Origin of the sequence: Variovorax terrae, from assembly GCF_022809125.1 — a bacterium.
Taxonomy (GTDB): Bacteria; Pseudomonadota; Gammaproteobacteria; order Burkholderiales; family Burkholderiaceae_C; genus Variovorax_A; species Variovorax_A terrae.
This window is the reverse complement of the sequence record NZ_JALGBI010000002.1, coordinates 306,834-320,509: the sequence shown is the minus strand read 5'-3', so window position 1 is coordinate 320,509 and position 13,676 is coordinate 306,834. Positions and strand designations below refer to the sequence as shown.

The window sequence follows — 13,676 nt, the reverse complement described above, 5'->3', positions numbered from 1 at the left end:
GGTCATTCCTTCAAAAGGTATTGCGCGCGGACCTGAGCGGTGGCGATCTTGCCGGGCCCGTTCTTGGGCAAGGGCTCTCGCGCGATGTGAATCTGCTTGGGCACCTTGTAGGCGCCTATGCGCGCGCGGCAGTGCTGCAGCAAGTCGGCCTCCCGCAAGCGGTCGCCGGCCTCGCCTTCGCCATAGACCACGGCACGCACTTCCTCGCCCCAGGCCTGGCTGGGCAGGCCGAACACCGCGGCCTCCGTCACGCCGGGGTAGGCCAGCAGCACGTTCTGCACTTCGGCCGGGTAGACGTTTTCGCCACCGCTGATGATCATTTCCTTCTTGCGCCCGACAATCTGCAAGCGGCCTTGCCGGTCACGCTTCCCGAGGTCGCCGGTGCGATACCAGCCTTCGTGGAACGCCGAGGCCGTGGCCTCTGGGTTGCGCCAGTACGAGGCCAGTACGCGCGGGCCGCGCAGCCAGATTTCACCGGGCGCGTCATCAGCCACCGGTTGCCCCTGGCCGTCGACCAGCGTGATCTGGGTATGCAGCGTGGGCCGCCCGACCGTGTTGAGAACTTGTTGCGGCGACGGGTTGTCGCCCACCGCCTCATGGCAGACGAAACCCGAGCCCTCGGTCAAGCCGTAGGCCTGCAGCAGCGCACAGCCAAGCGCATCGCAGCAGCGGCGGTACACCGCGTCGGGCATCGGCGAGCCGCCATAGCTGATCAGCTCGAGCGACGACAGGTCTGACGCCGCTGTCGACCGCTCACGCGCGATGCGGTCCAGCAGCGTGGGTGGCAGACTGGTCTTGGTGACGCGTTCGGCCGCGACCAGCGGGCCAAACAGCTCGGGCGAAAAATGCGTGACGATATGGCGGCCGCCGACCAGGGTCATGGCCCAGATCGCGAAGGCATCCACCAGGTGGAACATCGGCGAGGCGTGCAGCCAGCCGTCGCGCTGGCGCAGCTCGAGCGAGACGATCGCGTCGAGCGCGCTGGCCACCAGGTTGCCATGGGTCAGGCACACGCCCTTGGGCCGGCCGGTGGTGCCGCTGGTGTAGAAGATTTGCGCGATATCGTCGGCTGCTCCGCAGGAGCGGGGGCGGGGTTCGACCGGCGCATTGCCGGCGATCAGCGATTCGTATGCATCACCGGTGCCCAGTGCACGGCCATCCTGCCAGGTGACAACCTGCTCGGCATGGATCGCGTAATGCGCTTCGGCGAACATCGTGCGCAAGCCGGTGTCTTCGACGATGAAGGCGATCTCCGGTGCAGCCAGGCGGAAGTTGATGGGCACCAGGATCAGGCCCAGCGCCGAACACGCCAGATTGACTTCGATGCAGCGAAAACTGTTGCGGCTGAGCAGGCCGACGCGGTCGCCGGCCACGAGCCCCAGTTGCGTCATGCCCGCGGCCAGCCGGTACACCCGCTCGACCAGTTCGGCATAGGTCAGGCGCACTGCCCCGTCGACCACGGCTTCGCTTTGACCGTAGAGCCGGGCGGCACGCGTGAGCATTTGTTCGAGGATCACCATTCCGCCAGTCTGGCATCGGGGTATCAAAGATCTGTCAAATCACGAATCGACCAGCGGCCAGCTTCGCCTGCGCAGGGTGGTTTCGAGTGCGGCGCAGGCCCGCGCCAGCGGCGCGTGAAACCCCGCCACCGCGGCCGGCCCCATGCGCTCATTCACGGCCGCGACACTGACGGCGCCAAAAACCCTCCCCAGCCCGTCGCTGAAGCTGCGGCCGACAGCGGTGACACCGGCTGAGATGCGGTTGCGAATCAGCGCGTAGCCGTCGCGCTGGGCATCCTGCAGCGACTTGCGCAGGAACGCCTCGGACAGGCCCCACTCGCGCTCGATGGTCGCGGCCACGGTGCGCAGCACGCGATCCGCCTCGTCGGCCGTTAACGCGGCCAAGATTGCCAGGCCGCCGGCGCCCAGCCCCAGGGGACGCCGGCTGCCGACCCGCAGCCGGGCGATGCGCACGGGCGACGGGCCCTCGACGATGTCGATGCACACGGCCTCGTCGCCGCTGCGAAGAATGAGGTAGACCGTCTCGCCGGTCTGCGCGGCCAGTTCGGTCAGCACCGGACTGAACAGGCTGCGCATGTCGAACTGCCGCGCTGCCGCCAGACCGATCTCGTAGGCCAGCGGCCCGAGCGCGTAGCGCCGGCTGCCCTCGATCTGCATGGCCAGCCGCTCTTCGATCAATTGCCTGAGCAAGCGGTGCAGCGTCGCGTTGGGCAGGCCGACCGCATAGGCCAGGCTGGTGAGCGGCGCGCCCTGGTTGCCCACGGTGGCAAGCGTGCGCAGGATCACCGCGGCGCGCCGGACCAAGCCCGCGCCCGACAGCGCAGGCCCGGCGGCTTCGTCCAGGGTCATGGTTGCGTCAGGAACGCCTCGATCACTGCAACCAGGTGTGCCGGCGTCTCCACCATCGGGTAGTGGCCGGCATTGGGCAGGACCTGCAGCACCGCTTGCGGGTAGAGCCGGGGGAACGTGGCGCGCACGAATTCGTCGCTCACGCCCTGGTCGTGCTGGCCGATCAGGACCAGCAGCGGGCCTTGGTACGCCGCGCATTCGCCGGAAAAGTCTGTCGCGGTGAACGCATGCAGATAGGCGGAGAAGACTTCGGGCGCAACGGTGCCATGCGTATGCCTCAGGATCATTCCTGTCAGCGCCGGCGTCAGGCGGTTGCCCAGCGAGCCTTCGACGACACCGGCGGCTGCGCGGTCGTCCGTGGCTGCGGCTTTGAAGATCGCCAAGACCTCCGGCGGCAACGGCACCCCGCCGGCTGGCACCGGCGTTACGCCGACCACGGCGCTGACGGCTTGCGGCGCATCGATCGCAACCCGCTGCGCCGCCATGCCACCCATCGAGTGGCCGACCACGGCGTAGCGCGCCCAACCGAGATGGGCCGCCAGCTCGCGCACATCGGCCGAAATCTGCGCCATCGAATGCGGGCCGGGCAGGTTGCGCGAGGCGCCATAGCCCCGGTAGTCGACAAACACATAGCTGAAGCGCTCCCCATCCAGCAACGGATAGGTGGATTTCCAGATCCCGTGGTCGCCAAACCAGCCGTGCAGCACGAAGACGCAGGACGGTCCGTTTCCAAAACGCTCATAGGCAATCATGCTTTCTCGCTCCTTCATTGATGTGTTGTTTTTCATTCGGCCTTGATGTCCGCTGCCTTGACGATCCGGGTCCATTGCCCGTGCTCGCGCGCGATCAACTGGCGGAACTTGGCCGGGCCGTCGGCGACGATGGTGATGCCCTGCATATCTAGTTGCGATTTCACGTCCGGCATCTTCAGCACCAGCCGCAATTCGGTATTGAGCTGGTCGATGACGGCCGGCGGCGTGCCGGCTGGCGCGCTCAGGCCAAACCAGAGCGCCGAGTCGAAGCCCGGAATGCCCGCTTCAGCGAATGTCGGTACCTCGGGCAGCGCGGCCATGCGGCTCTTGCCGATGACGGCCAATGCCTTGAGACGGCCGGACTTGATGTGGGCCATGACGGGCGTGACCGGCGTGAACGACAGGTCCACCACACCGGCCAGCAGATCCGTCATCGCCGGAACGCTGCCGCGATACGGCACATGCGTGATCTTGACGCCCGTGGTCAGCTTGAACAGCTCGCCGTACAGGTGCGTGAACGTGCCGTTGCCCGAGGACGCGTAGGTCATCCGGTCGGGCAATGCCTTCGCGCGGGCGACCAGCGCCGCGATGGAGCGTGGCGCCGTGGACGCGACGCCGATCAGCACGACGGGGTTTTCGCCGATCAGCATCACAGGCGCCAGGTCGCGCGTGAAGTCGAACTTCAGATTGCTGGAGACGCTCTGGTTGATGACGTTGGCCGACGTGCTCAACAGGAGCGTGTAGCCATCGGCCGGCGCCTTGGCAACCGCCTCGGCCGCGATGCTGCTGCCCGCGCCGGTGCGGTTCTCGACCAGCACCGGCTGCCCCAGCCGCTCGCCGAGCTTCTGGCCGACGCTGCGCGCCAGCAGGTCGCCGGCGCTGCCCGCGGGAAAGCCCACCAGGATCCGGATCGGCTTGTCGGGATAGGCGGCCCAGGCCGGCGCCATCGAGGCCAGCACAAAAACGGCGGCGCCGATCGCCAGTCTGATGATCAATCTCATATCGCGTCTCCTTTGAATTCGAACACCGGGTCAGCGCGAGCCCAACACGTTGGCCAGCAGGCTCGCGCCATACAGGGCCGCCCTGCTTTCGCCCGAGTGCAGCGCATGGGCCATGAACTGCTTCACGGCCTCCACCACCTCGCGCGGGAAGGAGGCCATCTTTTCTGCGGCTTCGCGCGCGCGCGATTCGAGCGCACCGTCCGCGACGATCTCACCCGCCACCCCATGGGTGAGCGCCCACGCCGCATCCATTTCACCGGCCGTGTAGACCAGGTGCGCCAGCGCCTTGCCAGCCAACCGGTCCAGCAGCGGCGCCATCGCTATACAGGGCGGAATGCCACGCTCAAGCTCGCGCAGCCGGAAGCTGCTGCCCTGCGTAACGAAGGTCAGGTCGCACATCGCCGCAAGCACCAGCCCGATGCCCCAGGCCTTGCCCTGGACCAGGCCCACAATGGGCTGGTTTCGGCGAGCCAGCGCCGCATAGAGTGCGATGATCGGGCCTGCGTCGTCACGCAACACATCCAGCGCGCGCACGCCGGCTCCGGGCGCGGGAGGCTCGATGTCGCGCCCCAGGCAGAAGTCGGGACCCTGCGCTCGCAGCAGAATGACGCGGCTGTCGCCGGCGGCGTCGAGCGCATCGGCGAGCGCTCCGGCCATCTCGTTGGTGAGGCGATTGCCCGCCTCGGTGCGGTCGATGGCGATCGTGAGAACCGCGCCATCGCGCGAGACGCGAATGTTCTCAGCCATGGAGGACCTCCTTGCTCAGGCGCTGCGCCATCCAGTCACAAATCATGCTCAGCGCCGGCTCGGGCCGATCCAGGTTGACATGAGCGGCGCCGCCTTCGGCTTCCGTGAAGACGCGCAGCCGCTTGTGCCGCGACGACACCGCGTCGTAGAGGCGCTGCGCCTCCGACGGCGGGGCGTGCCGGTCGTTGGCGCCGTGCACGATCATCAGGTCGCAGTCGATGCGGGAGGCCACCGTTTCCAGACGGAAGTCCTCAAGCTTGGCGAAGGCGCTCTCCCAATCCGCTGCGCCCAGGATGCGCAGGATGTTCTTGCCCGTTGTTCCCAATGGCGCGTTACCGCCCAGCTGTGTCGCGCCCCGACCGGGCACGTAGCCGACCCGGCGCACCATGCAGGCGTGCGTATCGAACACCGCGCCCATCACGCCACAGGCCTTGATGCGTTTCTCGAACGCCGCCGCGCGCGGCGCGTAGTAGCCGCCCCAGCTGGCCGCCAGCAGACCGATGCGGCCGGGATCGACATCGGTGCGCTGCTGCAGCCAGTCGATGCAGGCACTCACGGGCACCTCGAAATCATGCCGCGCGGTCATGCCTTGCAGCCGCAACGCAGCCCCCTGCCCGGGGCCGTCGAAGGCGACAGTCGTGATGCCCCGGCGCGCCAGCGCGAGCGCGACATAGAACATCTCCTCCTTGTTGGCATCGAGTCCGTCGGACAGCAGCACGGCGGGCGCCCGCCCCTGCACGCCGACCGCGGGCACCACATAGGCCGGGATGGTTTGCGTGCCGAATGGAATTTCAACCACTTCGATGACCGGGGCTCGATAAGACGCAAATCCCGCAAAGCAGGACAGGTGCTTGCCGTACATCGCGGCGGCACGGTCGTCGTCAGGGTCGAGCAGGCCTTCTGCCCACTGGTAGTACACCGACGCGCGCAGGAGCGAATCGCTGGCGCTCACCGGCGAGCCGCCTTCCGCCGCCTGGAGGGCGAAATCCTCCAACTGCTGCCCCAGATCGCGCCAGGCCGCGTGCCAGGCCTCGAGATCGCCCGAGGGCCCCTGCATCGCCGCGCCCTTCAGGCGTGAGCAAGCCCAATCAATTTCGCCGAACAGCCCTCCGGCGGCAATGGCGCGAAGAACGGCGAGCGACCACCTATAATTTTCCGGAAAATATAAAAACATCGATTCCCTTGCTGCAATCAAGTTAAGGTGATGACATGGAGACGAAACCTCATGCTGCGGTCCTGATCGGCCCCTTTGGACGAGCCACGGTGAGCCTGGGCACCCGCGCCGTGGTGGCCCACGCGCACGCCGAATTCAATTTCCTGTTCCAGGTCGAGGGCGCCGGCACGGTGTTCCGCGTGGAGCGCGAGCCGTTGCCGCTGGACAGCGAGCACATGATCGTGCTGAACCCCTGGACCACCCATGCCAAGGAAGAGAACAGCGGCGCCCCGACGCTGCTGCTGTCGCTGCTGATTGATCCGGCCTGGCTGGAAGCCAATGTCTACGGGCCGGCCGCCGGCGACGGCATGTTTCCGTGCAACTCGGTGCGCACAACCCCGGCCCTGCGTTCGCTGGTGGAAAAGCTGGTCAAAAGCATCCACGGCATCGGCCCCGCGCACGACGAGCGGGCGCATGTCGAACTGGTGCGCGAACTGGTGGCCGCCGTGAGCTACGCGTATGCCCAGAAGGGGCCGGCCCTGCGCATCGGCCGGGTCGATTCGCGCGTGCGGCGGGCCATCGCCTACATCCAGCAGCATGCGGCCAACAACCCGGATCTGCTGACGGTCGCCGCGCATGCGGGTCTGTCCCGTTCGCAATTCTTTGCCCGCTTCAAGGACAGCGTGGGCGTGACGCCGCAGCACTACCTGGACTGGGTCCGCCTGCACCTGGCAGTCAAGATGCTCGCCGGTTCCGACATGCCCCTGGCGGAGGTGGCTGCACAGCTCGGCTTCTATGCCCCCAGCCACTTCACACGGTTTTTCGCGCAGCACGTCGCCATTCCGCCGAGCGAGTTCAGGCGCTGCCTGGTGGCCTGAAACAGATTCCGCTGGCTGGAATTTTTCCGTTCTGCTGCGTTGTGCGTCGCCCATGCCCGCAATGTAGGCACTTGGCTCGCCACCGCACGAATCGAAAATGCTTGTCGCTTACCGGATCGTCCTGAAATTTCCGCTGCTGGCCACAAAACTATCGGCCGCCGACCCGCAGCTTGCGCTCCACTTCAGCGGCGGCCGCCTTGAGGTTGTGTGCGATCCGCTGCACCCGGCGCGGCGTCATGCGCTGACTCAAGGCGGCCACGCTCAGCGCGCCGATCGGCTGGCCCGCGGGGTTGCGAAACGGCACGCCCACGCCGGTGACGCCGAGCGTGACGATGTCGCGCACGACAGCCACGCCGCTGTCGTGCGCCAGGACGCAGGCCTCGGTCAGCGCCCTGGCGCTGAGCTTGCCGTAGGCCTTCAATGTCGACGCGATTCGGGCGATGGTTCGGTCGCGCTCTTCCGGCTCGATCGCCGACAGGATCGCCAGCCCGCCCGCGCCGACCCCCAGCGGACGCCGGCTGCCGACCTGCAGCACCAGCGTGCGAATCGGGAACGAGCCCTCGATGCGATGCATGCAGACCGCCTCGAAGCCGCTGCGCACGACCAGATACACCGTGTCCTCGGTTTCGAAGGAAAGGCCGGCCATCGGCTCCTGGCAGAGGTCGCGGATATCGTGCAGCACGGCGCTTGCCAGGCCCAGCTCGAACACCAGCGGCCCCAGCCGGTAGCGGCGCGTCTCTTCCACGTACTCGGCCAGCCCTTCGGCGATCAACTGGCCCAGCACGCGGTGCGTGGAAGGATGAGGCGTGCCGGCCCGCTGCGAAACTTCGGTGAGCGCCAGTCCGCGGGTGCCCGCGGTGGCCAGGCTCTTGAGCAGGAGCACGCCGCGCTTCAGGGAGCCGGTATCGGGTTGGTTTGCCATTGAGCCCAAGCAATGTCCATTAAACGGAAATTGTACTGATGAAACCGGAGGCGGCGAACATAATCCGCGTCGGCGTGGCGATGGTTCGCGCCGCCACGTGAAGGAAACGAGCAATGCATCCACCGGACACCCGCCAGCCGCTGCGGGGAAAAACGGCTGTCGTCACCGGCGGCAGCAACGGCATCGGTGCCGCGACGGTCGCCGCACTGGCGGCCGAAGGCGCGCAGCTCGTCATCGGCTACCACCAGGGCGAGGAGCGGGCCGAAGCCTTGCGGGCTTCGCTGCCCGGAACCCATCACCGCATCGCGCGCCTCCCGCTGGACGACACGGCCACGCACGCCGCGCTGGCAAAGAGCCTGGAGCAGGACCACGGACAGGTCGATGTGCTGGTGAATTGCGCCGGCTACACGACACGCATTCCCCACGATGACCTGGAGCGGCTGGACAGCGGCCTGTTCAATGAGGTGCTGTTGGCCAACGCGGGAGGAACCTACTCCATCATGCGCGCCCTGATGCCCCTGCTGCGCCGATCGAACGACGCCACCGTGGTGTCGGTCTCGTCGGTGGCGGCGTTCACTGGATCGGGCAGCAACATCGCCTATTGCGCGGCCAAGGCCGCGATCGACACCATGACGCTGTCCCTGGCGCGCGCCTTCGGCCCGCAGGTGCGCTTCCTTTGCGTCTCGCCGGCGTCGGTGAGCACCGGCTTCGTGCCCGGGCGGTCACTGGACGATGTGCGCAAGAAAGGCGAGGCCACACCGCTCGGGCGCGCCGTCACGCCCGAGGATGTGGCGCTGGCCGTGGTCGGCTGCATCACGCATCTGCGCACGGCGACGGGCACCCGCATCGTCATCGATGGAGGATTCACGTTGTGAGCGCACCCGTCCCCAATGCCACCCATGCCCCGGCCTTGCGCAGCTGGGTCAAGTCGGCCAACGCACCCGGCGCCGAATTTCCCATTCAGAACCTGCCCTTCGCTGTCTTTTCATCCACCACGGGGAGCCTTCATCCTCCAAGGTGCGGTGTCGGCATCGGCGACCAGATCCTCGACGTCGGGGCCTGCGCCGACCTGATGGGCGACGCTCTCGCGCGGGCCGCCGCGGACGCTTGCCGCGCACCGTCGCTCAATGACCTGATGCGGCTCGGCCAGCCTGCGGCCTCGGCGCTGCGCCATCGGCTGTCGCAGTTGCTGGCAGCCGGCAGCGAGGCTCGCGACGCCGTGGCGGCGGCGCTCATTCCCTTGTCGCAGGCCGAACTGCACCTGCCCGTGCGCATCGGCGGCTACACCGACTTCTACGCCTCGGTGCATCACGCGACCAACGTGGGCCGGCTGATGCGGCCCGACAATCCGCTGCTGCCCAACTACAAGTACGTGCCGATCGGGTACAACGGCCGTGCCAGCAGCGTGCGCGTCAGCGGCGAACCGGTTCGCCGGCCAAGGGGGCAGACCAAGGGGCCCGGCGAAGCGGCGCCCACGTTCGGACCCTCGCTTCGGCTCGACTATGAGGTCGAACTCGGTCTGTACATCGGCGCACCGTCGATGCGCGACGAGGCCATCCCGGTGGGAAGCGCCTGGGACCATGTCTTTGGCTTTTCGCTGCTGAATGACTGGTCGGCTCGCGACATCCAGTCCTGGGAGTACCAGCCCCTCGGCCCCTTTCTCTCCAAGAGCTTCGCCACCACCGTGTCTCCCTGGGTGGTCACCGCAGACGCGCTGATTCCCTTTCGGGTGCCGGCGGCGCACAGGGAAGCCGCTGACCCGCAGCCTTTGCCGTATCTGTTTTCCAGCACCGACCAGGAGAGCGGCGGCGTTCATGTGATGCTGGAAGCAAGCCTCTGCACGCGGCGCATGGCCCAGCTTGGCCTGCCTGCGATGCGGCTCAGCCGCTCCACGTCCGCCGGCCTGTACTGGACCTTCGGCCAGATGGTGGCCCATCACACCAGCAATGGCTGTGCGCTCGACACCGGCGACCTGCTCGGCTCCGGCACGGTCTCCGGCGAAGCCGAAGGCGCGCAGGGCGCCCTGCTCGAATTGACAGCAGGCGGCAGCCGGCCGCTGCACCTCGAGGCCACCGGCGAGCAGCGCAGTTTCCTGGAGGATGGGGATGAGGTGACACTCAGTGGCCGCTGCGAGCGCGAGGGGTTCGTTTCCATCGGTTTCGGCGAGTGCCGGGCAGCGATCCTTCCCGCCCATGGGGCCTCGGCTTCGGAGCCAACCCATGCTCGTTGAAATGCGCACCTACACCGCGCACCCGGGAAAATGGCGCGAATACCTCAAGCTCTACGAAGCAGAAGGACTGGCGATACAGAAGCGCATTCTCGGCCGCATGGTGGGCTACTACACGACGGAATTCGGCGAGCTCAACCAGATCGTCCACCTGTGGGCCTACCAGGACCTGAATGAACGCGCGCAGCGCCGCGCCGCCTTGCTGCACGAGCCCCAATGGCAGAGCTACGTCGCCAGGATGCTGCCTCTGCTGCAACGGCAGGAGAGCAAAATCCTGACACCTACCGGCTTTTTCCAGCCCGTCTGGCAAGAAGCGTGAAAGACGCCCACGGAGAAACAAGGCATGGCACATACTTCGGGCCCCTCGGCCGACCTGCACTACCAGAACGGCTTCGGCAACATCTTCTCGAGCGAGGCGAAAGCCGGCGCCCTACCCGTGGCGCGCAACTCGCCGCAGCGCGCGCCGCTGGGCCTTTACACCGAACTGCTGTCCGGCTCGGCCTTCACTGCGCCGCGCAAGCACAACCTGCGCACCTGGATGTACCGCATCCGGCCCTCGGCCGCGCACGGGAAATTCTCGCGCGCTCAGCATCCCACCTGGCTGACCGGGCCGTTCTCCGCGGCGCAGACCCCCTCCAACCGGCTGCGCTGGAACCCCTGGCCGATGCCGGCCGAGGCCGACTTCGTGCAAGGCATGTTCACCGTGGCAGGCAATGGCCAGGCCGAGGCACAGAACGGCGTGGCGGCCCACATCTATTGCGCAAACCGGCCGATGCAGAACCGCTACTTCGCCAACGCCGATGGCGAACTGCTCATCGTGCCCCAGTCGGGGCAGCTTCTGATCCACACCGAGCTGGGCCGGCTGCAGCTGGCGCCGGGCGAGATCGCCGTGATTCCGCGCGGCATCCGCATCCGGGTGGAACTACCCGACGGCCAGGCCCGCGGCTATGTCTGTGAAAACTACGGCGCTCCGTTCAGCCTGCCGGAACTGGGGCCCATCGGCTCCAACGGCCTGGCCAACGCGCGCGACTTCCTGGCCCCGGTGGCCGCCTACGAGCAGCGCGACGACCGTGTGACGCTGGTGAACAAGTACCTGGGCGTGTTCTGGGAAGGCGAGCAGACCGGTTCGCCGCTCGACGTGGTGGCATGGCATGGCAACCTCACGCCGTACAAATACGATTTGGCCAACTTCATGGCAATCGGCACGGTCTCGTTCGACCACCCGGACCCGTCGATCAATACCGTGCTCACATCGACCACCGACACGCCCGGCGTGGCCAACTGCGACTTCGTGATCTTCCCGCCGCGCTGGCTTGTTGCGGAGGACACCTTCAGGCCGCCGTGGTTCCACCGCAACATCATGAGTGAGCTCATGGGCTTGGTGAAAGGCGTGTACGACGCAAAGGCCGAGGGCTTCGTTCCGGGTGGCGTCAGCCTGCACAACTCCATGCTGCCGCACGGCCCCGACGCGGCGACCTTCGAAAAGGCCAGCGCGGCCCCGCTGAGCCCCCACAAACTGGAAGACACGCTGGCCTTCATGTTCGAAAGCCGCCACGTCTTCCAGCCGACCCCGCAGGCACTGGGCGCCGCCAACCTCCAGCCCGACTACGACGAAGTCTGGTCAGGCTTCAAGGCCCACTTCCGCGGGTGACCGCGGGTGCCCCTTCGAGGGGCGCATCGCGCGGAGATGCCGACGCCGCTCCAGACGGGCCGCCGGCCAGCCGGCCGGCTCACTCCACCGTCACGCTCTTGGCCAGGTTGCGCGGCTTGTCCACGTCGGTGCCGCGCGCGCAGGCGGTGTGGTAGGCCAGCAGTTGCAGCGGCACCACGTGCAGCAGCGGCGAGAGCGCGCCGTAGTGCTCGGGCATGCGGATCACGTGAATGCCTTCGCCGTTCTCGATGTGCGTGTCGGCATCGGCCAGCACGTAGAGCACGCCTGAACGCGCGCGCACTTCCTGCAGGTTGCTCTTGAGCTTTTCGAGCAGGGCGTCGTTGGGCGCCACGGTCACTACCGGCATGGCGCTCGTCACCAGCGCCAGCGGGCCGTGCTTGAGCTCGCCCGCCGGGTAGGCCTCGGCGTGGATGTAGCTGATCTCCTTGAGCTTGAGCGCGCCCTCGAGCGCGATCGGGTAGTGCAGGCCGCGGCCGAGGAACAGCGCGTTCTCCATCTTCGTGAAATCCTCGGCCCAGCTGATGATCTGCGGCTCCAGCGCCAGCACGGCCTGCAGGGCGGCCGGCAGGTGGCGCATGGCCTTGAGGTGCTGCGCCTCGTCCGCCTCGCTCAGGTGGCCCTTGGCTTGGGCCAGCGCCAGCGTGAGCAGGAACAGGCCCGCGAGCTGGGTGGTGAAGGCCTTGGTGGATGCCACACCGATCTCCACCCCCGCACGCGTGATGTAGGCGAGCTTGCATTCGCGCACCATGGCGCTGGTGGCCACGTTGCAGATGGTCAGCGTCTGCGTCATGCCCAGGCCCTGCGCATGGCGCAGCGCAGCCAGGGTGTCGGCCGTCTCGCCCGACTGCGAGATGGTGACGACCAGGGTGCGCGGGTTCGGCACCGACTGGCGGTAGCGGTACTCGCTGGCCACCTCCACCTGGGTCGGGATCCGGGCGATGCCCTCGAGCCAGTACTTGGCGGTGCAACCGCTGTAGTAGCTGGTGCCGCAGGCCAGGATCAGCACCTGGTCGATCTCCTGGAACACGCGGTACGCCCCGTCGCCGAACAGCTCGGGCACGATGCCTTCCACGCCTTCGAGCGTGTCGGCGATGGCGCGCGGCTGCTCGAAGATCTCTTTCTGCATGTAGTGGCGGTAGGGCCCGAGCTCGGCGGCGCCGCTGTGGGCCAGCACGGTTTTCACGGGCCGCGTCACGGGCCGGCCCGAGGCGTCCACGACCCAGTGCCTGCCGAGCTGCACGTCCACCAGGTCGCCCTCCTCGAGGTAGACGATCTGGTCGGTCACGCCGGCCAGCGCCATCGCGTCGCTGGCCAGGAAGTTCTCGCCGCCTTCCTGGCCCACGCCCAGGATCAGCGGCGAGCCCGCGCGCGCGCCCACCACGCGGTGCGGCTCGTCCTTGCAGATCACGGCCAGGGCATAGGCGCCGTGCAGCTGCGCCACCGCGGCCTGGACGGCGCTGAACAGGTCGCCGTCGTACAGGCTGTCGACCAGGTGGGCGATGACCTCGGTGTCGGTCTGGCTCGCGAAGACATAGCCCTTGGCCTGCAGCGCGGCGCGCAGCTGGTCATGGTTCTCGATGATGCCGTTGTGCACCAGGGCGATGCGCCCGGCGCGCGAAGCGGCCTCTGCACCCGTGCCGTGGCTGAAATGCGGATGCGCGTTGTGCACCGCCGGCGCGCCGTGCGTGGCCCAGCGGGTGTGGGCGATGCCGGTGGCGCCTTCAAGCCGGTCGGCCTGCACCTGGGCCATCAGCTCGGCCACGCGCGCCGTGCTGCGCGCGCGCTGCAGGCCGCCAGGGTGCGCGGCATCGGTGCCGGCGGCGTGCACGGCCACCCCGCAGGAGTCGTAGCCGCGGTATTCGAGCCGCTGCAGGCCCTGCACGAGGATGGGAACGATATTGCGCGTGGAAACTGCGCCGACAATGCCGCACATGGTGTTGCTCCTGAGAATGTGG

13 protein-coding genes are annotated in these 13,676 nt (G+C 67.6%); 5 read left to right on the top strand and 8 right to left on the bottom strand.

What is annotated here, in order from left to right; all coding sequences use genetic code 11:
- Positions 1-2: 2 nt before the first annotated feature.
- The 6 genes from MMF98_RS16895 to MMF98_RS16870 are packed head-to-tail and all read right to left on the bottom strand — an operon-like array spanning position 3 to position 6,043.
- Positions 3-1,520 carry a class I adenylate-forming enzyme family protein gene (locus MMF98_RS16895; RefSeq protein WP_243307869.1) on the bottom strand — a complete coding sequence of 506 codons (1,518 nt, stop codon included), beginning with the start codon at positions 1,518-1,520 and terminating at the stop codon, positions 3-5.
- Positions 1,521-1,559: 39 nt separating this feature from the next.
- Entirely contained in the window at positions 1,560-2,369 is an 810-nt protein-coding gene (locus MMF98_RS16890) for an IclR family transcriptional regulator (protein ID WP_243307868.1), read from the bottom strand.
- A complete protein-coding gene (locus MMF98_RS16885; protein WP_243307867.1) occupies positions 2,366-3,157 on the bottom strand; it encodes an alpha/beta fold hydrolase in 792 nt (263 codons plus the stop codon). The genes MMF98_RS16890 and MMF98_RS16885 overlap by 4 nt, the downstream gene beginning before the upstream one ends.
- On the bottom strand, positions 3,154-4,122 hold the full coding sequence (locus MMF98_RS16880) for a tripartite tricarboxylate transporter substrate binding protein (protein WP_243307866.1): 969 nt from the start codon (positions 4,120-4,122) through the stop codon (positions 3,154-3,156). Before MMF98_RS16880 ends, MMF98_RS16885 begins: the two co-directional genes overlap by 4 nt.
- A gap of 30 nt (positions 4,123-4,152) precedes the next feature.
- The gene (locus MMF98_RS16875) at positions 4,153-4,869 is read right to left on the bottom strand and encodes an enoyl-CoA hydratase/isomerase family protein (RefSeq protein WP_243307863.1); all 717 of its coding nucleotides are present in this window, start codon (positions 4,867-4,869) and stop codon (positions 4,153-4,155) included.
- Positions 4,862-6,043: an alpha/beta hydrolase family protein gene (locus MMF98_RS16870; protein ID WP_243307862.1), complete on the bottom strand. Its 1,182-nt coding sequence runs from the start codon at positions 6,041-6,043 to the stop codon at positions 4,862-4,864. The genes MMF98_RS16875 and MMF98_RS16870 overlap by 8 nt, the downstream gene beginning before the upstream one ends.
- Positions 6,044-6,078: 35 nt before the next feature.
- Between MMF98_RS16870 and MMF98_RS16865 the strand changes: the two genes are divergently transcribed.
- Positions 6,079-6,900, top strand: coding sequence for an AraC family transcriptional regulator (locus MMF98_RS16865; protein ID WP_243307860.1), 822 nt, complete (start codon positions 6,079-6,081; stop codon positions 6,898-6,900).
- Between the two features lie 148 nt (positions 6,901-7,048).
- Here the strand turns inward: MMF98_RS16865 and MMF98_RS16860 are convergent, their stop codons facing one another.
- Positions 7,049-7,822, bottom strand: coding sequence for an IclR family transcriptional regulator (locus MMF98_RS16860; protein ID WP_243307857.1), 774 nt, complete (start codon positions 7,820-7,822; stop codon positions 7,049-7,051).
- A gap of 113 nt (positions 7,823-7,935) precedes the next feature.
- Here MMF98_RS16860 and MMF98_RS16855 point away from each other — a divergent pair, with 113 nt between their 5' ends.
- The 4 genes from MMF98_RS16855 to hmgA are packed head-to-tail and all read left to right on the top strand — an operon-like array spanning position 7,936 to position 11,700.
- The gene (locus tag MMF98_RS16855) at positions 7,936-8,697 is read left to right on the top strand and encodes an SDR family NAD(P)-dependent oxidoreductase (protein ID WP_243307854.1); all 762 of its coding nucleotides are present in this window, start codon (positions 7,936-7,938) and stop codon (positions 8,695-8,697) included.
- Positions 8,694-10,052: a fumarylacetoacetase gene (gene fahA, locus MMF98_RS16850; protein ID WP_243307852.1), complete on the top strand. Its 1,359-nt coding sequence runs from the start codon at positions 8,694-8,696 to the stop codon at positions 10,050-10,052. Before MMF98_RS16855 ends, fahA begins: the two co-directional genes overlap by 4 nt.
- Complete coding sequence (locus tag MMF98_RS16845) at positions 10,042-10,368, top strand: NIPSNAP family protein (protein WP_243307850.1); 327 nt, start codon at positions 10,042-10,044, stop codon at positions 10,366-10,368. The genes fahA and MMF98_RS16845 overlap by 11 nt, the downstream gene beginning before the upstream one ends.
- A 24-nt stretch (positions 10,369-10,392) precedes the next feature.
- Positions 10,393-11,700: a homogentisate 1,2-dioxygenase gene (gene hmgA / locus MMF98_RS16840; protein ID WP_243307848.1), complete on the top strand. Its 1,308-nt coding sequence runs from the start codon at positions 10,393-10,395 to the stop codon at positions 11,698-11,700.
- A 79-nt stretch (positions 11,701-11,779) separates the two neighbouring features.
- Here hmgA and glmS read toward each other — a convergent pair whose 3' ends face one another.
- Positions 11,780-13,654: a glutamine--fructose-6-phosphate transaminase (isomerizing) gene (gene glmS / locus MMF98_RS16835; protein WP_243307846.1), complete on the bottom strand. Its 1,875-nt coding sequence runs from the start codon at positions 13,652-13,654 to the stop codon at positions 11,780-11,782.
- Between the last annotated feature and the right edge of the window lie 22 nt (positions 13,655-13,676).